The following is a 21,097-nucleotide window of genomic DNA, read 5'->3' as shown; positions in this document are numbered from 1 at the left end:
CCAAGAATCGTCGCTTCCGGCGCTCGGGAAGCGACAAAGACGGGTGCCTCACGCGCGGGCACCCGGGCGGGAGGGATGCCACGAGAACAGGCCGATCCGCGCGGAATCGGCCTGTTCTCGGCGCACGCGCCCGTGCTCGTGACGGACTACTCCTCGAGCTGCCCCAGGGACGGCTCGGCGACGAAGCGGGCGACGGCCTCGACCGCGTGCTCCAGTTCGAGGACGACGATCTCGTTCGCTCCCGCGCGCGTCGCGGGACCCGGGACGTACAGGGTGTTCTGCGGCACGTTGTTCCAGTACCGGCCGAGGAAGAAACCGTTGACGAAGGCGAAGCCCTTGCCCCACGACGTGGTGTCGAGGAACAGATCGGCGGACGCGTCCAGGTCGAAAGAACCGCGCAGCAGCACGCGGCCCACCGAACCGGCTCCCGTTCCTTCCGCGGCTTCCAGGGCGACGGGCGTCGCCGTCCAGCCCGTGAGCGGCTCGCCGTTCAGGGTGACGGGTCCGAACAGGCCCTTGGCCTCGCCGAGGCGGTCGGCGTAGTTCACGCGGCCCTGGTCCTCGACGAGGACCGTGAGCCGAGCGCCCGCGGGGATCGTGAGGGCGCGCTCGTGCAGCGTCCGCGAGAGCCGACCCACGGGAGTGTCGTCCACGTGCACCCATGCCAGATCCCGCACCTCGGCGAACACGAGCGCCGCAGGACCCGCGAACGCGGGCAGCTCCACGTCGTACCGCACGAGCGGGCCGAGGTGCGCGATCTGCTCGAAACTCGGCGGATCGTCGGCGATCGCGACGGGGGTGGGGGCCGGCATCCAGTCGCCCTCGCCCGACAGCGCCACCTCGAAGGCGGGCGCCTCCGGGCGGGGCGCGGGCACGAGCTCGGGAACGGGGGCGTACTTGGCGATCACCTCGCGGAACGCGTGGAACTTCGCCGTCGGGTGCCCCGACTCGTCGATCGGCGCGTCGTAGTCGTACGAGGTGACGATCGGGTCGAACCGGCCCTTGTCGTTGGCCCCGTTCGTCGTGCCGAAGTTCGTGCCGCCGTGCACCATGTAGATGTTCACCGAGGCGCCGGCGGCGAGCAGCACGTCGAGGTCGTGGGCGGATGCCGCGGGGTCGGTCGTGTGGTGGATGCTGCCCCACCAGTCGAACCAGCCGTCCCAGAACTCGCTGCACATGAGCGGGCCGGTGGGCTGATGCTCGCGGAGGGTAGCGAGGCGCTCCTCGGACCGCGATCCGAACGACCCGGTGAGGTGCAGCCCCGGCAGGCTTCCGGCCTCGAGCATCCACGGCATCGGCTGGTCGACGGTGGTCAGCGGTACCGTGATGCCGGCGTCCTCGGTCACGCGCACGAGCTCGCGCAGATAGGTCTTGTCGGAGCCGTAGGCGCCGTACTCGTTCTCGATCTGCACGAGCACCACATTGCCGCCACGATCGATCTGGCGGGGTGCCACGATCTCGTAGACCCGGCGCAGGTACTCCGACACCGCGTCGATGAACTGCGGTTCCGAACGCCGGATGCCGATGCCCGGCGTCGAGGTCAGCCACACCGGCAACCCGCCGTTGTGCCATTCCGCGCAGATGTACGGGCCCGGGCGCACGATCGCGTGCAGGCCTTCGTCGGCGATCAGGTCGAGGAAGCGTCCGAGGTCGTTCCACCCCGTGGCATCCCACTCCCCGCGAACGGGCTCGTGGGCGTTCCACGCCACGTAGGTCTCGATGGTGTTGAGCCCCATGGCCTTGGCGGTGCGGATGCGGTCGACCCAATGGTCGGGGTGGATGCGGAAGTAGTGCAGCGTTCCGGAGATGACCTGGTGGGGCTTCCCGTCGAGCAGGAAGTCGGTCTCGCCGATGGAAAAAGTCGTCACGATGTCTTTCGGGTCAGTCGATGAGGCGAGCGGTCAGGCGCACCCAGGCGAGGGCGGGGAGGGTGAAACGCAGGATGCCGTCGTCGCCCACCTTCACGGGCAGGTCGAGGGGAGCGACGGGCTCGCCGTCGGCGGAGTTGGTGGTGTGGCGGTCCCCGCCCTCGGGGATCGTGATCACCAGGGCCTCGACGTCGGCGACGCGGCCGAGGTCGAGCTCGACCGGGGTCGGGGCCTCGAGGTCGCGGTGCGCGAAGAACACCGAGACCGTGTCGCCGTCGATCGTGGCGATCGAGTCCACGGCGTCGACCGGTCCGTGGCGCGGGGTGTCGATCGTGGCGCCGTCGACGCTCGGGACGACCACACGACCGGATGCCGCCGTGGCGGTAAGGGCGAAGGGGTGGAAGATCGTCTGTCTCCAGGCCGTGCCGCCGTCGGGCTCGGTGCGAATGGGGGCGATGACGTTCACGAGCTGTGCGAGGTTCGCCATCGACACGCGGTCGGAGCGGCGGATGAGCGTGATCAGGAGCGAGCCCACGACGACGGCGTCGGTCACGGTGTAGTCGTCTTCGATGAGGCGCGGCGCGATCGGCCAGTCGCCCGTGAACACGCGCGGCTTGTCGACCTCGTTCCAGCGGGTCTGGTTCCAGACGTTCCACTCGTCGACGCTGATGCCGATCGGGCGGCCGTCGGGAGTCGTCGCCCCGACCTCGTCGATGATGTCCGCGACTTCGCCGATGTAGCGGTCGAAGGCGACGCCGCTGGCGAGGAAGCTGGCGGGGTCGGCGGGGTCTTCTTCGTAGTACGCGTGGACCGAGATGTGATCGATCAGTCCCGCGGTGTGACGCAGCACGGTGCGCTCCCACTCGCCGAAGGTCGGCATCTCGTGGTTCGAGCTTCCCGCGGCCACGAGCTCGACCGTCGGGTCGATGAAGCGCATCATGCGCGCGGTCTCGGCGGACAGACGGCCGTACTCGTCAGCGGTCTTGTGGCCGATCTGCCAGGGGCCGTCCATCTCGTTGCCCAGGCACCACAGGCGGATGCCGAAAGGGTCTTCGCGGCCGTTGTCGCGGCGGCGGTCGCTCAGGGCGGTGCCCGAGGGGTGGTTGGCGTACTCGAGCAGGTCGGCGGCCTCGGCCACGCCGCGCGTACCCAGGTTCACCGCCTCCATGACCTCGAGGCCCGCGGCATCCGCCCACTCGGCGAACTCGTGCAGGCCCACCTGATTGGTCTCGGTGCTGTGCCACGCGGCATCCAGCCGAACCGGACGCTCCTCGCGCGGGCCCACGCCGTCCTCCCAGCGGTAGCCCGACACGAAGTTGCCGCCGGGGTAGCGCACGACGGTGGCGCCCAGCTCGCGCACGAGCTCGAGCACGTCGGCGCGGAAGCCCTGGCCGTCGGCGGTGTCGTGCCCGGGGGAGTGGATGCCGTCGTACACGCAACGGCCCATGTGCTCGACGAACGAGCCGAACAGGCGGCGGGGGACGTCGGCTCCGACGGCGGTGCGGTCCACGACGATGCGGGTGGGGGAGGTCATTCGGGTCTCTCCTGGCGAGGGAAGGGAAGGGGCGGGCCGCATGCGTGCACGCGGACCCGCCCCCGGGGAACTGCTTACTTGTTGACCGAGAAGCCCTGGTCGTTGCCGTACTGGACGAGCTGGTCCTGCCACGCGGTGAGGCCCGCGTTCAGGTCGCTCTTCTTCGAGTAGGCCTGGCCCACGGTGTCGCCGTAGATGCTGTTGGCGTACACCTGGAAGGGCAGGTAGCTCCACCCCTCGCGCACCTCGCTCGAGGCCTGCGTGAGCACCTGGTTGATCTGCTGGCCGCCGAAGTAGTCCGACTTCTTGTCGACGAAGGCGGGGTCGCTCAGCTGCGCGGTGGTCGAGGGGAAGCCACCCGACTCGGCGAAGATCTTCAGGCTCTCGTCGTCGTTGTTGAGCCACTTGAGGAAACCGGCCGCGAGCGCGGGGTTCTTGCTCTGCTTGGTCACGGCCTGGCCACCGCCGCCGTTCTCGGCCGTCACGGCCTTGCCGTCGTAGGTCGGGATGGGGGCCACGGCCCACTTGCCCGAGCCGTCCTTCACCGAGGACTCCAGGACGCCGGGCATCCAGGCGCCGATGACGAGAGAGGCGATCGAACCGTCACCGAGGCCCTTGAACCACTCGTCGCTCCAGCTGGGGGTGTTGGAGATCAGGCCGCCTTCGATGAGACGGTTCCAGTTGTCGGCGAACTTCTTCGAGCCCTCGTCCTGCAGGTCGATGGTGACGTCGGTGCCCGAGGTCTTGAAGGGCGTGCCGCCGGCCTGCCAGATCATGCTGGTCGTGAAGCCCGAGTCGCCGTTGTCGGCGGTGATGTACTTCGTCGGGTCGGCGGCGTGCAGCTTCTCGGCCGCCGCGACGTACTCGTCCCACGTGGTGGGGACGGCGATGCCGTACTGGTCGAAGACCGACTTGTTGTAGAAGAGGGCCATGGGGCCCGAGTCCTGCGGCAGGCCGTACAGCTTGCCGTCGAAGTTGACCGAGCCCCACGGGCCGGTCGCGTAGTCGTCCTTGAGGTCGGCGAAGCCGTACGACGACAGGTCGACCAGCGAGTCCGAGAGCGCGAACTGCGGGAAGGCGTAGTACTCGATCTGCACGACGTCGGGGGCACCCGAGCCCGCCTTGATGGCGTTCTGGAGCTTGGTGTACTCCTCGGTGTTGGTGCCGGCGTTGACGTAGTTGACTTTGACCTTGGGGTACTTCGCCTCGAAGGCCTTGACCTGGGCCTCGGCCGAGGGGGTCCAGGACCAGTACGTGATCTCGCCACCGGCCTCGAGGGCCTTCTCGATGTCGTCGGCCGATCCGCCGGCGGCGCCGCCGGCGTTACCGCCCGAGCACGCGGTCAGGGCGCCCACCGTCAGGGCGGTGGCGGCGACGGCGAAGACGGCCCGCCGAGCGGCGGTGCTCTTGCGCATGAATGTCATCGGTTCCTTCACTTCGTTGTTGTGGAGTCGGGGCCGAGGCCCCGGGGGTGTTGTGTGTTCCGGGGCAGGACGCTCCGGTGGTGTGGTGTTGCGGGTCATCCGGGGGGATACCCCGGTCAGGGGGAGCTGGGGCGGATCATTCCTTGACGCTGCCGGCGGTCAGGCCCGACTGCCAGAAGCGCTGCAGCAGGAGGAAGGCCGCGACGATCGGGATGATCGAGAGCAGCGATCCGGTGATCACGAGGTTGTAGATGGGCTGCGCGGCGACGCCGGTCGCCTGCGCGTTCCACTGGTTGAGGCCGACCGTGAGCGGGTACCAGGCGGGGTCGCTCAGCATGATCAGCGGGAGGAAGTAGTTGTTCCAGGTCGCCACCACCGCGAACAGCAGCACGGTGACGATGCCCGGGGTGAGCAGGCGGATCGAGATGGTGAAGAAGGTGCGGAACTCCCCCGCCCCGTCCATCCGGGCGGCTTCGAGCAGCTCGGTGGGGATGGCGTCCGTCGCGTAGACCCAGATCAGGTAGAGGCCGAACGGGCTGATGAGGGAGGGGATGATGATGGCCCACGGGGTGTTCGTGATGCCCAGCTGGCTGAACAGCAGGAACGTCGGCACCGCGAGGGCGGTACCCGGAACGGCGATCGCGCCCAGGACGACGGCGAAGACCGCCTTGCGGCCGCGGAAGTTGTACTTCGCCAGGCCGTAGCCCGCGAGGGTGGCGAGCAGGGTCGCGCCACCTGCGCCGACGACGACGTAGAGCAGCGTGTTGCCAAGCCAGCGCAGGAAGATCCCGTCGCGGTAGGTCAGGGTCTGCACGATGTTGTCGCCGAGCGCGAAGTCGCTGCCGAACCACAGGCCGAACGTCGAGAAGAGCTCGGGCTGGGTCTTGGTGGAGTTGATGAGCAGCCACGCCAGGGGAACGAGCGTGTACAGCAGGTACAGCGCCATGACGATGCTCAGCACCACGGACTTCTTGCTGTGCGTGGGGGAGCTGCGTGCGAAGCGGCGGCGCGTGCCCTGACGGGGAGTGGTCACGGCGACGGTGTCGGTACGGGGTGCGGTCGCGGTGGTCATCGCGCCTCCTGACGGGAGCCGCGCAGCTGCACGACGTATGCGATGACGGCGGTGATGACGCCCATGATGATGGCGATCGTGGCGGCGTAGTTGTACTGCTGGCCGGCGAACGAGAGGTTGTACGCGTACATGTTCGGCGTGAAGAACGTCGAGATCACGTTGGGCGCGAGCGGCTTGAGGATGTTCGGCTCGTTGAAGAGCTGGAAGCTGCCGATGATCGAGAAGATGGTCGCGATGACGACCGCGCCGCGGACGGCCGGGATCTTGATCGAGAAGATCGTGCGCCACGCGCCCGCTCCGTCGATGGATGCCGCTTCGTACAGCTCGTTCGGGATGGTCTTCAGCGAGGAGTAGAAGATCAGCATGTTGTAGCCGACGAACTGCCACGTGACGATGTTGCCGATCGACAGCAGCATCCATTCGGGCAGGAAGGGCTGCACGAACTGACCGCCCAGCAGGTCGTTGAGGTTGCGGGTCAGGCCGAACTGGTCGCCGTAGATGTAGCCCCACATGAGCACGGCCACGACGGCGGGCACCGCGTACGGCAAGAAGATCACCATGCGGTAGAAACCTGCCGCGTGAAGCCGTGCGCTGTCGATCGCGAGGGCGGCGCCGAGGGCGAGCAGCAGCATGATCGGCACCTGCACCACGAGGAAGAGCAGGACGCGCCCGAAGCCGTCCCAGAACTTCGAGTCGCCGAAGGCCGCGATGTAGTTGTCGAGACCGACGAAGGCGTTGCCGCCGATGAGCTGGTCGCGGAACAGGCTCAGGTAGACCGAGTACGCCAGCGGCGCCAGGAACACGAGGGCGAAGACGAGGGCGAACGGGGCGACGAACAGCCAGCCGCGGTCTTCGATTCGGGAACGCCGCTTGCGCTGGGGGGTGCGCAGGGCGGGCGGGGGTGCCGCAGTGGTCGTCATCGTCCGGTGCCTCTTCATTGGTGCGCATCTCGGTCGGGTTGGCCGAGATGTTGACGTAAACATAACTCGGCCCCGCTAGTGTGTCAACGTCAACATCCCGAGGGGGCACGCATGAGCGAGACGACGACGACGTCGACCGCGATTCCGACGCGCGAGCGTCGACGCGAGGTGTCGATGGCCGACGTGGCCGCGGCCGCGGGGGTGTCGGGACAGACCGTCTCCCGCGTCGCCAACGGCCGCGCGAACGTCGACCCCGACACTCGACAGCGAGTGCTCGACGCGATGTCCACGCTGGGGTACCGCCCGAACAGTGCCGCTCGGGCGCTGCGGTCGGGACGCTTCCGCAGCATCGGCGTCATCATGTTCTCGCTGAGCTCGTACGGCAACACGCGCACGCTCGACGCGTTGGCGTCGATGGCCGCGGCATCCGGGTACTCCATCACCCTCATCACGGTCCAATCCGCCTCGCAGTCCGACGTGTCGGGTGCCTTCCTCCGCCTGCACGAGCACGCGGTCGACGGCATCGTGATCCTGATCGAGACCCACCGTCTCGGTGAGAACGAGCTCTCGCTGCCCACCGGGCTGCCGGTCGTGGTCGTCGATTCGAGTGCCGACTACCCCTACGCGGTCGTCGACAACGACCAGGCTCAGGGCGCCCGCCTGGCGACCGAGCACCTGCTCGACCTCGGCCACGAGACCGTGTGGCACGTCTCGGGTCCGCCCGAGTCCTTCGCCGCGGAACGTCGCCGCGACGCATGGCGTTCGGCCCTCGAGGATCGCGGATGCCGTGTGCCCGAGGTGCAGATCGGTGACTGGACGGCCGACTCGGGGCATCGGATCGGACAGGCGCTCGCGAAGGACCCCGCCGTCACTGCCGTCTTCGCCGCCAACGACCAGATGGCGCTCGGCGTGATCCGCGCCCTGCACGAGGCGGGACGGGTCGTGCCGCGAGATGTCAGCGTGGTCGGCTTCGACGACATGCCCGAGGCGGCGAACTTCTGGCCGCCGCTGACGACGGTGCGGCAGCGATTCGAGCGCGTCGGCGAAGAGGCGATGAGCGCTCTGATCGCCGACATCGAGGGCGACGGCGGCGAGCACGCCCGCACCCTCGTCCCCACCTCGCTGGTGGTGCGCGCCAGTTCGAGTCGGCGTTCCTGACCGGCGGAGCGCCGTTCCCGGCGAGCCGCGCATCCCGTTCGGGGCAACCGTTGCGGTGATCCATAGCGTTCCCTTAGGCTCGGTGTTGACGTCAACATGTTGACGTCAACACCCCCCACCTGAGGTCGCACCGTTGCGGCCGGATCGGAATGACGATGAAGTCAGCTCGACTGTTGTCGATGACCTGTGCCGTGGCGCTGGCCGCCGGCGCGATCACCGCCACGGCCGCCGTGGCACCCCCGTCCGCCGAGGCGGCCGCCGCCGCTCCCGTGCGCATCACCCCCAACCCCGCCACCGCCTCCGAGAAGCCGTTCGAGGGCTGGGGCACGAGCCTGGTGTGGTTCGCCAACGCGACCGGCAACTACCCCGCCGACGTGCGCCAGAAGCTGTTCGACGCCGTCTTCGGCGACGACGGGCTCAATCTCAACATCGCGCGCTACAACATCGGCGGCGGCAACGCCTCGGACGTCCCGTCGTACCTCCGCCCCGGTGGCGCGGTACCCGGTTTCTGGAATCCGGAGCTGAACGCGACCGACGCGGACGGGGCGATCACCTCGAACTACGCCGATCGCGCGCGCTACAAGGCGGCCTGGAACCCCGATGACCCCGACGCCTACGACTTCACGAAGGATTCCGCCCAGCGCTGGTGGCTCGACGCCCTCAAGGACAAGGTCACCCACTGGGAGGCCTTCAGCAACTCCCCGCCCTATTTCCTCACGCAGAGCGGCTACGCCTCGGGCGGCATCAACAACGCCACGAGCGAGCAGCTCGCGACCGAAGACATGGACAAATTCGCCGGGTATCTCACGACCGTCGTCGACGAGCTCGAGAAGGAGCACGGCATCCGGTTCGACACGATCGATCCGTTCAACGAGCCGAACACCAACTACTGGCAGACGCAGATCCCGAACGGCGCCACCTGGCCGACCGGCGGGCGCCAGGAGGGCGCCCACATCGGACCCCAGGCGCAGGATGCCATGGTCAAGGCGCTCGCTGCCCGGCTCGCGCAGCCGAGCACGACGACCGACGCCGTCATCTCGGCGATGGACGAGACCAACCCCGGCATCTTCGCGACCAACTGGAACGCGTGGTCGGCGCAGTCCAAGAGCCTCGTCGATCAGCTGAACGTGCACACCTACGGCACCGACGGCCGTCAGGTCGTGCGCGACATCGCCAAGGCGGCGGACAAGCCGCTGTGGATGAGCGAAGTCGAGGGCAACTGGACCGCCCAGAACAAGGGCTTCGTCACCGACGACATCGACAACGGTCTCGGCATGGCCCAGCACATCGTGGGCGACCTGCGCGAGCTCGAGCCCGACGCCTGGGTGTTCTGGCAGCCCGTGGAAGACCTCTACAACATGCAGAAGGTCGAGAAGCTCAACTGGGGCAGCGTCTTCATCGACTTCGACTGCAACGCGCAGGGGCAATCCGAGCGTCGTCTGAAGGACGGCGACGCCGACCCCTCGTGCCAGGTGCTGACGAACGAGAAGTTCAACACCGTGCGCAACTTCACGCACTACATCGCCCCCGGTGACCACCTCATGGCGACCGACAACGCGCAGTCGACCGCCGCGATCGACGCCGACGGCCAGGGTGCGACGCTCGTCCACGTCAACGCCGAGGCGACCGAGCGCACCGTGCAGATCGACCTGCGCGACTTCGGCACCGTCGCCCCCGGTGCGACCGTGACCCCGATCGTCACGACGCAGTCGACGGCGGATGCGCCGTCGGTCAACGCGCTGAAGAAGGGTCAGCCGGTCGCCGTCGACGCGGCATCCAAGACCGCCACGCTCACCATCCCCGCCAAGTCGGTCGTGACGTTCGAGATCGACGGCGTCTCGGGGGTCTCTGCCGACGCCGCCGCGTTCCGCAACGGTCAGACGGTGCAGCTGACGGGTCTGCAGAGCGGCCTCGCCCTCGACGGCGCCTCGACGCTCGCCGTGCGCACCCTCGCCACCACCCCCGACGCTGCCCGCGCCCAGTCGTGGACGGTTCGAACGATCGATGGTGAGGGCACGAACCGTCACCGGTTCACGCTGCAGAACGGGACGGGGAAGTTCCTCGCCTCGAGCGGCACCGGCACGGCTCTCGTGGATGCCGACCCGGCTGCGGCCGCGACCGATCCGGCATTGCAGTGGATGGCGTCGACGACCGACGGGACGTACTTCTCCCTGTTGAACGTTGCGAGCGAACGCGTGCTCGACGTCAACGGGGCGAGCACCACCCCCGGTGCCTCCGTGGGACTGTGGACCTCCAACGGCGGCGGAAACCAGCAGTGGCGCATCGCCGGGACCTCGATCATCGGGGCCGAGCCGGTGTCGGTTTCGACGGGCGTGGGCGTGAGCCCCACCCTGCCCGGTACCGTCACCCTGCGCTACGCCGGACGTACCCTGCGCAGTGCCGCGGTGAGCTGGCAGACCGACGGCGTGGACTTCTCGCGCCTGGGCACCGTCCAGGTGCGCGGGACCGGCACCGACCTGTTCGGTAACGCCTTCGAGGCCACGGCCACGGTCGAGGTGGGCCCGTACACCGCCACCCGGCCGGCATCCGTCACCGTTCCCGCCGGCAGTGCGCTCGACGTGGTGCGGAGCCAGGCCGACGGCAGCGTGCAGGCCGAGCTCAGCCCCTCGGGCTCCGGCTTCTGGGTTCCGGTCCAGTGGAGCTGGGACGGGCTCACCGACGCATCCTTCGCTCAGACGGGGACCGTCGAGGTGACGGGCATCGCAACCGGGCCCAGCGGCGAGAGGCTCGACGCGCGCCTGACGGTCATCGTCACCGCGGCGTCGGAGCGCAACGTCGCCCCGCAGAGCCAGCCGTCGGCGACCTTCACCGAGAGCTCGCAGTACGGCGTCGCGAACACCATCAACGGCAGTTCGACCGACAAGGGCTGGTCGAACTGGCGCTCGGGCACGAAGAACGAGCAGGACACGCTGAGCTACGCGCTGAAGCAGCGCGAGACCCTCACGCACGTCGCCGTGCAGTTCTACCGCGACGGCAACACGATGAGCTGGCCCGCGACGATGCGTGTGGACCGTCGCGTGAGCGGCGGGGAGTGGATCCAGGGCGATCTGGTGACCGTGCCCACCCCCTCGAGCGGTGCGCCGAAGGTCGATGTGCCGGTCACCGGCGCTGCCGACGAGGTCCGCGTGGTCATGAACGCCCGTTCGCAGACGCACATGATCGTGTCCGAGGTCGAGATCTTCGCGGCGGCTCCGGCTCCCGCGGGGATCGCCGATCTCGCCCGTCTCACCGTGGGCGACCGGTCGGTCGAGGGCTTCGCGCCCGACGTGCTCGAGTACACCGCCTCGTCCACGGGGGCGGCTTGGCCGACCCTGCACGCCCTGGCCGTCGATGAGGACGCGAGCGTCGTCATCACCCAGCCCGGTGCGTCCGCGGCGAACGACACCGCGCGCGCGGCAGCCCTCGCGACGGCGGGCAACGTCGGAACCGTGCAGGTCACCGCTCCCGACGGAACGTCGCGCATCTACTCGGTGACCGTGAACCGGGCTGTCGGCGTCACGAGCGTCACGGTGACGGGCGAGCCTCGCGTGGGGTCCACCGTGAGGGCAGCGGTCGTGACCGACCCGGCCGACGCGACCGCGGCCTACGTGTGGATGCGCGACGGGGTCGCCATCGACGGCGCCACCGCCGACACCTACGGGCTGACCGCGGCCGACGAGGGTCGACAGATCACGGTCGAGGCGACCGCGAGCGCCGCCGGCTTCGCGACGGGCACCGCCCGATCGGCGGCGGTCGTCCCCACGGCAGCGGTGTCCGACCCGGGGACGGGCGGCGGAACGGACGGCGGATCGGGAACCCCGGGCGCGGGTTCCGGCTCCACCGGACCGGGTGCCGGGGCAGGCAACGGCTCGCCGGCGGGCTCCGCGAACACCGGTGCGGGCTCTGCGGCGAACGGCCGTGACCTGGCCACTACCGGTCAGAACACCGAAGGCGTGCTCGTCCTGAGCATCGGCGGGCTCGTCCTGCTCCTGCTCGGAGCCGGCGCGGTCGTGCTGCGACGTCGCCGCTCTCGCGTGTGACTCTCTGAAACCGAAGGCCGTGTCGGTCGCCTCCCCGCGACCGCCACGGCCTTCGGCGTTGCCGAGGGGCCAGGGCGCCGGCATCCCTTCCCCTTCGCGCACATCCGTGCAACCCCGAGCCCTGCGGCCCCGACCCGGGGGAGGATGGATGCATCCGCATCGACCCCCTCTGAGGAGAACCATGCACGTCAACGCCTACGCGGCGTCGTCCGCGACCTCGCCCCTCGAGCCCACGACCATCGAGCGTCGTGACGTCGGCCCGAAGGACGTCCTCATCGACATTGCCTACGCCGGCATCTGCCACTCCGACATCCACACCATCCGCGGCGAATGGGGTGACGTGCCCTACCCCCTGACCGTCGGCCACGAGATCGTCGGCACGGTCGCCGAGGTCGGCGCAGACGTCACCAGCCACAAGGTCGGCGACCGCGTCGGCGTGGGCTGCATGGTCAACTCCTGCCGCGAGTGCGAGAACTGCCTCGCCGGGGAGGAGCAGTACTGCGAGAAGGGCAACATCGGCACCTACGGCGCCAAGGACGTCGACGGAACGATCACCCAGGGCGGCTACAGCGAGAAGATCGTCGTCGACGAGCACTTCGTGCTGCGCGTTCCCGAGTCGATCCCCTACGAGAAGGCCGCGCCGCTGCTGTGCGCCGGCATCACGACCTACTCGCCCCTGAACCACTGGAACGCCGGCCCCGGCAAGAAGGTCGCCGTCGTCGGCCTCGGCGGTCTCGGCCACATGGCCGTCAAGATCGCCCACGCCATGGGCGCCGAGGTCACCGTGCTCTCGCAGACGCTGAGCAAGAAGGACGACGGCCTGAAGATGGGCGCCGACCACTACTACGCGACGAAGGACGAAGAGACCTTCGAGACGCTCAAGAAGAGCTTCGACCTCATCATCAACACCGTCAGCGCCCCGCTCGACCTCAAGCAGTACCTGGGCCTGCTCGCCCTCAACGGCACGATGGTCAACGTCGGCGCCCCGCCGGAGCCGCTGCCCATCCAGGTCTTCACGCTGTTCACCAACCGTCGTTCCTTCGCGGGTTCGTCGATCGGCGGCATCCGCGAGACCCAGGAGATGCTCGACTTCTGCGCCGAGAACGGCATCGCGCCCGAGACCGAGCTCATCTCGGCCGACCAGATCAACGAGGCCTACGAGCGCGTGCTGAAGAGCGACGTGCGCTACCGCTTCGTGATCGACGCGAAGACCTTCGCTCCCGCCTGATCCTCGCCCGCTGAGGTCCGGACGATCCCGGATGCCACGGCCCCGACGTTCCCCGAACGCCGGGGCCGTGGTGTTCCCGCGCCCGCCGTGGTGTTCCCGCGACCGCCGGGGCGGCTCCCGGCGGTCGTCGCGTCGGTCCCGCGATCTGTGGTCGGGCGCCACCGACGCATAAACGCGATCCGCGCGCATAAACGCGTGTTCCTCGTGTTTATGCGCGCGGATGCCGTTTATGCGTGCACCGGCCACCCCAGCACGCCCCGAAACCGCGGGACCCCGCCCCTCGACCCCGCGACACCGCCGGGTCGCGCACCGGTCGCCCGCCGCCCGCCCACGCGAAAGCGGCGCCACCCCTCGGGGCGACGCCGCTTTCGGCTGCGGAGACTCAGGCCTGGCCGAGCGCGGCCGAGACGACCGCCCGTGCTTCTTCCTGCACCGCGCGCAGGTGCTCCTCGCCGCGAAGAGACTCGGCGTACAGCTTGTAGACGTCTTCGGTGCCGGAGGGGCGTGCGGCGAACCACGCCGACTCGGTCTGCACTTTCAGCCCGCCGATCGCCGCGCCGTTGCCGGGCGCGTGCGAGAGCTTCGCGGTGATCGGCTCACCCGCGAGCTCGGTGGCGGTCACGGCATCCGGAGACAGCTTCGACAGAGCCGACTTCTGCGCGGGCGAAGCCGGGGCATCGACGCGCTGGTACGCCGAGGCGCCGAACTCGCTCTCGAGCTCCGCGTAGCGCTGCGAAGGAGTCTTGCCGGTGACGGCGAGGATCTCGGCGGCCAGCAGGCAGAGCAGGATGCCGTCCTTGTCGGTGGTCCAGACGGTTCCGTCCTTGCGCAGGAACGACGCGCCGGCCGACTCCTCGCCGCCGAACGCGACGGAGCCGTCGAGCAGACCGGGCACGAACCACTTGAAGCCCACGGGGACCTCGAGCAGCGTCTTGCCGAGTGAGGCGGCGACGCGGTCGATGATCATCGACGACACGAGCGTCTTGCCCACGGCGGCGTCGGCCGGCCAGTGCGGGCGGTGCGAGAACAGGTAGTCGATCGCGACGGCGAGGTAGTGGTTGGGGTTCATGAGCCCCGCGTCGGGGGTGACGATGCCGTGGCGGTCGGCATCGGCATCGTTGCCCGTGAGGATGTCGTACTCGTCGCGCGCGGCGACCAGCGACGCCATGGCCGAGGGGGAGGAGGGATCCATGCGGATCTTCTCGTCCCAGTCGAGGGTCATGAACTTCCAGGTCGGGTCGACCTCGGGGTTGACCACGGTCAGGTCGAGTCCGTAGATCTCGGCGATGAGCGCCCAATACTCCACCGATGCGCCGCCCAGCGGGTCCGCGCCGATGCGCACGCCCGCGTTCTTGATGGCCTCGATGTCGATGATGGATGCCAGATCTCGCACATACGCGTCGCGGAAGTCGTACTGGCCCAGGCCGTCGAGGTCGATGTCGGCGTGACGCGTGCGCTTCACGCCCTCCAGCCCCGCCGCGATGAGCTCGTTGGCGCGGTCCGCGATCCAGCCGGTGGCGTCGGTGTCGGCGGGGCCGCCGTGCGGCGGGTTGTACTTGAAGCCGCCGTCGCGGGGCGGGTTGTGCGAGGGGGTGACGACGATGCCGTCGGAACGGCCCGGGTCGTCGGCGGCGCGGCCGCGGTTGTACGTGAGGATCGCGTGGCTGAGAGCCGGCGTCGGCACCCAGGCGTCGCGCGCGTCGACGCGCACGTCGACGCCGTTGGCGACCAGCACCTCGATGGCGCTGCGCTCGGCGGGAAGCGACAGCCCGTGAGTGTCGCGACCGAGGAAGAGCGGGCCGGTGATCCCCTGAGCGGTGCGATAGTCGACGATCGCCTGGGTCGTGGCGAGGATGTGGTCCTCGTTGAAGCTGGTGCTCAGCGACGATCCGCGGTGACCGCTGGTGCCGAACGCGACACGCTGCTCGGGCACCGTGGCATCCGGTTTGCGATCGTAATACGCGGCGATCAGTTCGTCGACGTCGATGAGATCGGATGCCTCTGCGGGCTGCCCTGCGCGACTGCTCATGCGCCCAGTCTGCCTGCTCCCTCCGACATGCGCACACGCCGTGACGCATTCAGAGCGAATCCGTCGACAGGCGGCCTCGGCGACGCGGCTAGGCTGAGCCGGTGCTGCCCGACACAGATTCCGCGCCCGCCCGCCGTACCTACAGCTACCTGGGGCCGGCCGGAACCTTCACCGAGGCCGCCCTCGCTCAGGTGCCGGAGGCGCGTGACCAGATCTGGCGGCCCGTCCGCAACGTCGGCGAAGCACTCGCCGATGTGGTCGAGGGCCGTTCGGATGCCGCGATGATCGCGATCGAGAACTCGGTCGACGGCGGCGTCTCCACCGCGCAAGACGCCCTGGCCACCGTGCCCGGGCTGCGCATCGTGGGCGAGTACCTCGTGCCGGTGAACTTCGTGCTCGTCGCACGCCCCGGTGCGACCCTCGCCGACGTGTCGCTGATCGCCGCGCACCCCGTGGCCTACGCGCAGTGCTTGAAGTGGCTGAGCGAGAACGTCCCCGCCCACGCCCACCTTCCTGCCGAGAGCAACGTCGCGAGTGCCCTCGGCGTCCTCGACGGGACGAGCGCCGCGGATGCCGCGATCGCCGCGCCCGGAATCGTCGCCCACCACGACCTGACGGTGCTCGCCGAGACCATCGGCGACAACCCCAACGCCGTGACGCGCTTCGTGCTCGTGAGCCGCACCGTCGCTCCCGCGCCCCCCACCGGCGCCGACAAGACGTCGCTCATCGTCGAGCTGCCCGAGGACCACCCGGGCGCGCTTCTGGAACTGCTCGAGCAGTTCGCCACGCGCGGGATCAACCTGAGCCTGTTGGCATCCCGCCCCATCGGCGACGCTCTCGGCCGCTACCGCTTCGTCATCGATGCCGACGGGCACGTCCTCGACGAGCGCATGGCCGACGCCCTGCTCGGCCTCCGCCGCTTCAGCCCCAAGGTGATCTTCCTCGGCTCGTACGCCCGCGCCGACCGCGCCATCGTCCGGTACCCGCAGCGCTACAGCGACGATGTGTTCGTCGAAGCGCGCGACTGGCTGCGCGGCCTGCTCAGCGGCGAACCCGAGGCCTGACCCAGAGCCTCTGGAGTCGCCCGTGATGTGCGCGGCGTGGGCCCCTTCGTCGCGAAACCGCATCTCGCTGACGATTCGGTAGCAAGATGACGCCTCTTTGTCAGCGAGATGCCGTCTCGCGAGGCGGTGTCGTGCCCCCGCCCCCGCGCCCGGGACGCGGAAACGGACACGTCAGGCCGTGACGGTCAGGGCGTGTCAGGCCGCGATGGCCGCCGGAGCCGCGAGCAGCTCGAGCGTCTGCGCGCGCCCCTCCGACGTCTCGCCCTCGTACGCGCCCGCCACGGGCGACACCATGATCTCGTCGACGCCGTGCTGCGCGGCGAAGGCGCTGAGCTGCGCGCGCACGTCGTCGCCCGTGCCGACGAACCACTTCTGGCGGGTCGAGGCCATGATCGACTCCGTCATCGCGTCGAACGGATCGGCCTGGGCGGTCTCGATCGTCTCGAGCGGCGTGAGGGGGCGGTTGCTGCGCAGTCGTGCCATCATGCGCAGCTGCGGGATCGCGCGCTCCTCGGCCTCTTCGGAGGTGGGGGCGGCGACGACGTTCGCGGTGACGAAGGTGCGGGGACCCTCACCCGACTCGTTCGGCACGAACTGGTCGCGGTAGAGACGCAGGGCGTGCTCGAGGCCCTCGCCGGCGAAGTGGTTGGCGAACACGTAGGGCAGGCCGAAGCTCGCCGCGAGCTGCGCGGAGTAGTCGCTCGATCCGAGGAGCCAGACCTGTGGCATTCCGGATGCCGCGGGCGTGGCCTTCACCTGGTACTCGGTGCCCGAGGTGAAACGGACGGTGGCGCCCTCGGCAGAAGTGAGCGCCATGATGTCGGTGACGTGGTCGGGAAAGCGCGAGACGTCGCTCGTGGTGCCCGAACGGTTCAGCAGCTGGGTGATGACGGGGTCGCTGCCGGGGGCGCGCCCGATGCCGAGATCGATGCGGCCCGGGGCCAGGGCCTCGAGAGCGGCGAACTGCTCCGCGACGATGAGCGGCGAGTGGTTGGGCAGCATGACGCCACCCGAGCCGACGCGGATGCGCGAGGTGCGCGCGGCCGCCGCGGCGATCAGCACCGGGGGAGTGGTGGATGCCACGGAGGGCATGTTGTGGTGCTCGGCGAACCAGTAGCGGCGATATCCGAGGCGGTCGGCGCGCTCGACGAGATCGAGGGCCGAACTCACCGCCTGCGCGCTGGTCTGTCCCCCGCGAACGGGGACGAGGTCGAGAACGGAGAGGGAGGGCATAGCGTCGTTCACCTCGGCTGGAACGCCGTGGCGGCATCCGCTATTCCGTCGTTCGCGCCGCCATCCTCAGGCTTCTCTCAGCAAGAGGGCGTGACGAAGGCGCCGCCCGTCGCGTCTCACTTATGACATCGCGGGACACACGGTCCCGGAACGACGGAAGGAAGCGAACATGGCCGAGAACACCACCACCGCCACGACCACCCCCGCCACGAAGGACGGCGGCTCGACTGTCATCGTCGACGCCGTCGTCGCCAAGGTCGCCGGCATCGCCGCGGCCGAGGTTCCCGGCGTCCACGCCCTCGGCGGCGGTGCCGCTCGCGTCATCGGCAACATTCGCCAGGCGGTCGGCGCCAAGGACCACGCGCAGGGCGTGAGCGTCGAGGTCGGCGAGACCGAGGTCGCCGCCGACATCGCGATCCAGGTCGACTACCCCGAGCAGCTGCAGCGCGTGGCCTCGGACGTTCGTTCGGCCGTGCACCAGGCAATCACCGAGCTCGTGGGCATGAAGGTCGCCGAGATCAACGTGACCGTGGTCGACGTCTTCATCCCGGGTGACGACGAGGACGACGCCGACGAGCAGCGCGTCAACTGACACCCGTCTCGTGAAGGGGCGTCACCGTGAGGTGGCGCCCCTTTCGTGTGCCCGGATGCCGGGACCCGATCACCCGTGGGGCGGCCGAAACCTCAGCCCCCGTGCCGCACCTGCGCGTACGCGTCGAGCGCGCGCTTGCGGGTCTCGCCGAGGTCGACCATGGGCTCCGGCGGGTTGTCGCCGAGGTACTCGGGCGCCCACTCGCGCACGTATTGGTCGTGGGAGTCGAACTTCTTGCGTTGCGTCTCGGGATTGAACACGCGGAAGTAGGGAGCGGCATCTGCGCCGCTTCCCGCGACCCACTGCCAGTTGAAGGGGTTGCTCGCGGCATCCGCGTCGACGAGGCAATCCCAGAACCATTGCTCGCCGTGACGCCAGTCGATCAGCAGGTTCTTGATGAGGAAGGATGCCGTGACCATCCGCACGCGGTTGTGCATGACGCCGGTGTGCCAGAGCTGGCGCATCCCGGCATCGACCACGGCCACCCCCGTCTTGCCCTGCTGCCAGGTCTCGAGGTGGGAGCGGTTCAGCTTCGGCCAGGGGAAGTCGTCGAAGTTTCGGCGCCAGTTCACCGTCGCGATGTCGGGCGAGTGGAACGTGACGTGCCAGGCGAACTCCCGCCACACCAGCTCGGACAGGAAGCCGCCCGCGCTCTTCGCATGCTCACCCGATCCCTTGTGTTCGAGGGTCTCGTGCCACACCTGGTACGGGCTGAGCTCGCCCCAGCGCAGGCGCGGGGACAGGTTCGAGGTGGCACCGCCGGCGAACTCGTCGCGATACGTCGAGTAGTCGCCGAGGTCGTCGTCGAGGAACTCCTTGAGACGCGCCTTCGCCGCCGGTTCCCCCGGCTCCCAGGTCTCGCGCAGACCTCCGGCCCAGTCGGGCTTCGACGGCAGCAGGCTCCAGGACGACAGGTCGTCGGAGTCGACGGATGCCGACACCCCGGGCACCTTGCGTGCCTCGGGCATCGGTGGACGCGGGGCCGCAAGCTTCTGCACCGCCCGGGCGAACGGGCTGTAGACGCCATAGGGCTTGTCGGACTGCGTACGCACCGTCCACGGTTCGTACAGCAGGTTGGCGGCGAACGAGGCGACATCGACCCCCTCGTCGCGCAACTTCTCTTTGAGGCCCGCGTCGATCTCGCGCTCGGCCCCGCCGTAGCGCCGGTTCCAGAACACCGCGCCGGCTCCGACCTCTTCGACCACGGCCGGGAGGACCTCGGATGCCGCGCCCCGGCGAAGCACGAGGGTGCTCCCGCGTTCCTCGAGGCGCTCGCCGAGCGACGTCAGCGACCCGTGCAACCACCACCGCGCCGCCCCGCCGATCGCGCGAACGCCATCGGACTCCTCGTCCAGCACGTAGAGCGCGATGATCGGTTCGTCGCGGTCGAGGGCGGCTCGTAGTGCCGGGTTGTCGGTCAGGCGCAGGTCGTCACGGAACCATACGATCGAGGGCGAAGCCATTCCCCGACGCTATCGATCGCGGCATCCGGCTCTCCGGGCTTGACACCCGCCGTGCCGTCGCGCCGCCCGCCGCTCGGCTGGACCAACGAGATCACGTGACCTCGCCGATGCCACGCGCCGTGGCGCGTGCGTTCGGCCAGATCACGTGATCTGGCGCGAACCCCGCCCGGTCAGAGCGTCGAGGTGTCGTGGCCCTTCGGCAGCGCGACCACGAGCCCGCCGGCGATGATGCGGGTGTAGATGCGCGTCGCCTCACCGAACTCGTCGCCGTCCAGCTCGATCGGCTGCGCGGGGGCCGTGGCCAGTTCGATGCCGGTGCCGCGGAGGTAGCGCACCGAGGTGTCCTTGCGGCGCTCGAGCACGCGGCGTCCGGCGCGGAACTTGCGCAGCACCGAGTTGTCCCACACGATGCTGCGCCACACGCCCAGCCACCCCAGCACACCGCTCGGCTGCAGGACGGCCACGTCGAGTCGACCGTCTGCGACGGACGCATCGGGGATCAGCGCCACGCCGCCCTGCAGGGCCCCGCAGTTCGCGAAGAGCACGCTCTGCACCTTCGCCGAGTGCAGGCGGTGTCCGTCCAGCTGGTACATGACGCGGAACGGCTTCGCCGAGACGAGCGAGCGTGCCGCTCCGTCGACGTAGGCGACCCAGCCGACCTGCTTCTTCAGATCGTCACGCGTGTTCTGGATCATCGCGGCGTCCAGGCCGATGCCGGCCATGACCGAGAACCCGTGCTCTTCGACCTCGCCGTCGACGCGTCGGATGCGGGCGATGCCGGTGTCGATGGAGAGGATGTCGCCCTCGAACGTCGCGCGGATCATCGCGTCGGTGTCGGTGAGCGGAAGGTTGAGATTGCGGGCGAGCAGGTTCCCTGTGCCGCTCGGGATGATCGTCAGCGGGACGCCCGTCGAGGTCAGAGCCTCGGCCACCGCGCGCACCGTGCCGTCGCCGCCGGCCACGAGCACGGCGTCCACCTTCTCGTCGAGAGCAGCGCGGGTCGCGTCGTCGCCGAGGTCGTCGACCGTCGTCTCGTAGAACAGGGGCTCGGCCCACTCGGCGGCGGCCGCGAGCTCGGCCACGCGGGCGCGCAGCGTCTCGGGCTCGACCTTGGTGGGGTTGTAGACGAGGGCGGCGCGCTTGTTCTGGGTCGGCTCGGCATCCATGGGTGCCTCGTCGCCCTCGGCGTCGACGCGCTGGGTCTTGCCCGGCGTCTCTTCCGAGGTGTCGGGGGCGACGTCCTCGGGCTGGTGGATGACGTCGTCGGGCTCGGCCGCGTCTTTCGGGTCGGGCACGTCCTTGCGCGGGCGGTCGCCGACGTCGTCGCCCAGGCGTGCGGCGTGGAAGTGGTCGTCGGAGCCCTCGGCTGCGGCGGCATCCGCCTTCACCTCGGCGGGGGCATCGGCGGAGACTGTTTCGGGAGCGTCCGCGTCGTCACGCGGCTCGTCAGGGGCGGCCATGGCTCCACCATA

General features: G+C 69.4%; 14 protein-coding genes. 5 read left to right on the top strand and 9 right to left on the bottom strand.

The genetic code is table 11. From position 1 onward, the window contains the following. Positions 1–146: 146 nt before the first annotated feature. The 5 genes from NE358_RS14670 to NE358_RS14650 form a co-directional block, all read right to left on the bottom strand. The gene (locus NE358_RS14670; RefSeq protein WP_141378091.1) at positions 147–1,868 is read right to left on the bottom strand and encodes a glycoside hydrolase family 35 protein; all 1,722 of its coding nucleotides are present in this window, start codon (positions 1,866–1,868) and stop codon (positions 147–149) included. 13 nt (positions 1,869–1,881) lie between these two features. After that, positions 1,882–3,402, bottom strand: a complete 1,521-nt coding sequence (locus NE358_RS14665) for an alpha-N-arabinofuranosidase (protein ID WP_289939660.1) — start codon at positions 3,400–3,402, stop codon at positions 1,882–1,884. A 74-nt stretch (positions 3,403–3,476) separates the two neighbouring features. Beyond that, a complete protein-coding gene (locus NE358_RS14660; protein WP_103208619.1) occupies positions 3,477–4,817 on the bottom strand; it encodes an ABC transporter substrate-binding protein in 1,341 nt (446 codons plus the stop codon). A 145-nt stretch (positions 4,818–4,962) separates the two neighbouring features. After that, positions 4,963–5,898 carry a carbohydrate ABC transporter permease gene (locus NE358_RS14655; protein WP_219728516.1) on the bottom strand — a complete coding sequence of 312 codons (936 nt, stop codon included), beginning with the start codon at positions 5,896–5,898 and terminating at the stop codon, positions 4,963–4,965. Beyond that, positions 5,895–6,818 (bottom strand): carbohydrate ABC transporter permease, encoded by a 924-nt coding sequence (locus NE358_RS14650; protein ID WP_103208408.1) that lies wholly within the window; start codon positions 6,816–6,818, stop codon positions 5,895–5,897. Before NE358_RS14650 ends, NE358_RS14655 begins: the two co-directional genes overlap by 4 nt. Positions 6,819–6,929: 111 nt before the next feature. On the opposite strand from NE358_RS14650, the gene NE358_RS14645 reads away from it, so the two are divergent. The 3 genes from NE358_RS14645 (at position 6,930) to NE358_RS14635 (ending at position 13,244) form a co-directional block, all read left to right on the top strand. Beyond that, positions 6,930–7,976 (top strand): LacI family DNA-binding transcriptional regulator, encoded by a 1,047-nt coding sequence (locus NE358_RS14645; RefSeq protein ID WP_289939657.1) that lies wholly within the window; start codon positions 6,930–6,932, stop codon positions 7,974–7,976. 179 nt (positions 7,977–8,155) lie between these two features. Continuing rightward, the gene (locus tag NE358_RS14640; protein WP_289939655.1) at positions 8,156–12,016 is read left to right on the top strand and encodes a glycoside hydrolase; all 3,861 of its coding nucleotides are present in this window, start codon (positions 8,156–8,158) and stop codon (positions 12,014–12,016) included. Positions 12,017–12,197: 181 nt separating this feature from the next. After that, positions 12,198–13,244 carry an NAD(P)-dependent alcohol dehydrogenase gene (locus NE358_RS14635; RefSeq protein ID WP_141378089.1) on the top strand — a complete coding sequence of 349 codons (1,047 nt, stop codon included), beginning with the start codon at positions 12,198–12,200 and terminating at the stop codon, positions 13,242–13,244. Between the two features lie 382 nt (positions 13,245–13,626). Here the strand turns inward: NE358_RS14635 and pgm are convergent, their stop codons facing one another. Next, positions 13,627–15,273: a phosphoglucomutase (alpha-D-glucose-1,6-bisphosphate-dependent) gene (gene pgm / locus NE358_RS14630; RefSeq protein WP_103208430.1), complete on the bottom strand. Its 1,647-nt coding sequence runs from the start codon at positions 15,271–15,273 to the stop codon at positions 13,627–13,629. A gap of 101 nt (positions 15,274–15,374) precedes the next feature. Here pgm and pheA point away from each other — a divergent pair, with 101 nt between their 5' ends. Beyond that, positions 15,375–16,337, top strand: a complete 963-nt coding sequence (gene pheA / locus NE358_RS14625) for a prephenate dehydratase (protein ID WP_103208432.1) — start codon at positions 15,375–15,377, stop codon at positions 16,335–16,337. Positions 16,338–16,532: 195 nt separating this feature from the next. Here pheA and NE358_RS14620 read toward each other — a convergent pair whose 3' ends face one another. Then, positions 16,533–17,570 (bottom strand): LLM class flavin-dependent oxidoreductase, encoded by a 1,038-nt coding sequence (locus NE358_RS14620; RefSeq protein WP_289939652.1) that lies wholly within the window; start codon positions 17,568–17,570, stop codon positions 16,533–16,535. Between the two features lie 169 nt (positions 17,571–17,739). Here NE358_RS14620 and NE358_RS14615 point away from each other — a divergent pair, with 169 nt between their 5' ends. Continuing rightward, positions 17,740–18,162 (top strand): Asp23/Gls24 family envelope stress response protein, encoded by a 423-nt coding sequence (locus NE358_RS14615; RefSeq protein ID WP_103208438.1) that lies wholly within the window; start codon positions 17,740–17,742, stop codon positions 18,160–18,162. 92 nt (positions 18,163–18,254) lie between these two features. On the opposite strand, the gene NE358_RS14610 is transcribed toward NE358_RS14615, so the two are convergent. After that, positions 18,255–19,625, bottom strand: a complete 1,371-nt coding sequence (locus NE358_RS14610; protein WP_289939649.1) for a cryptochrome/photolyase family protein — start codon at positions 19,623–19,625, stop codon at positions 18,255–18,257. Positions 19,626–19,795: 170 nt separating this feature from the next. Further along, entirely contained in the window at positions 19,796–21,085 is a 1,290-nt protein-coding gene (locus NE358_RS14605) for a diacylglycerol/lipid kinase family protein (protein ID WP_174799703.1), read from the bottom strand. Positions 21,086–21,097 lie beyond the last annotated feature (12 nt).

The organism is Sphingomonas sp. G5 (assembly GCF_052660795.1).
Note: the sequence above shows the minus strand (reverse complement) of the source record. Positions and strands in the feature narration are given on the sequence as shown.

What these genes read in the sequence shown, in the direction of transcription:
- NE358_RS14665 (WP_289939660.1), bottom strand. Translation starts at nt 3,402, where the DNA reads ATGACCTCCCCCACCCGCATCGTCGTGGACCGCACCGCCGTCGGAGCC.
- NE358_RS14660 (WP_103208619.1), bottom strand. Translation starts at nt 4,817, where the DNA reads ATGCGCAAGAGCACCGCCGCTCGGCGGGCCGTCTTCGCCGTCGCCGCC.
- NE358_RS14640 (WP_289939655.1), top strand. Translation starts at nt 8,156, where the DNA reads ATGACCTGTGCCGTGGCGCTGGCCGCCGGCGCGATCACCGCCACGGCC.
- NE358_RS14645 (WP_289939657.1), top strand. Translation starts at nt 6,930, where the DNA reads ATGAGCGAGACGACGACGACGTCGACCGCGATTCCGACGCGCGAGCGT.
- NE358_RS14605 (WP_174799703.1), bottom strand. Translation starts at nt 21,085, where the DNA reads ATGGCCGCCCCTGACGAGCCGCGTGACGACGCGGACGCTCCCGAAACA.
- NE358_RS14620 (WP_289939652.1), bottom strand. Translation starts at nt 17,570, where the DNA reads ATGCCCTCCCTCTCCGTTCTCGACCTCGTCCCCGTTCGCGGGGGACAG.
- pgm (WP_103208430.1), bottom strand. Translation starts at nt 15,273, where the DNA reads ATGAGCAGTCGCGCAGGGCAGCCCGCAGAGGCATCCGATCTCATCGAC.
- NE358_RS14635 (WP_141378089.1), top strand. Translation starts at nt 12,198, where the DNA reads ATGCACGTCAACGCCTACGCGGCGTCGTCCGCGACCTCGCCCCTCGAG.
- NE358_RS14655 (WP_219728516.1), bottom strand. Translation starts at nt 5,898, where the DNA reads ATGACCACCGCGACCGCACCCCGTACCGACACCGTCGCCGTGACCACT.
- NE358_RS14650 (WP_103208408.1), bottom strand. Translation starts at nt 6,818, where the DNA reads ATGACGACCACTGCGGCACCCCCGCCCGCCCTGCGCACCCCCCAGCGC.
- NE358_RS14610 (WP_289939649.1), bottom strand. Translation starts at nt 19,625, where the DNA reads ATGGCTTCGCCCTCGATCGTATGGTTCCGTGACGACCTGCGCCTGACC.
- NE358_RS14615 (WP_103208438.1), top strand. Translation starts at nt 17,740, where the DNA reads ATGGCCGAGAACACCACCACCGCCACGACCACCCCCGCCACGAAGGAC.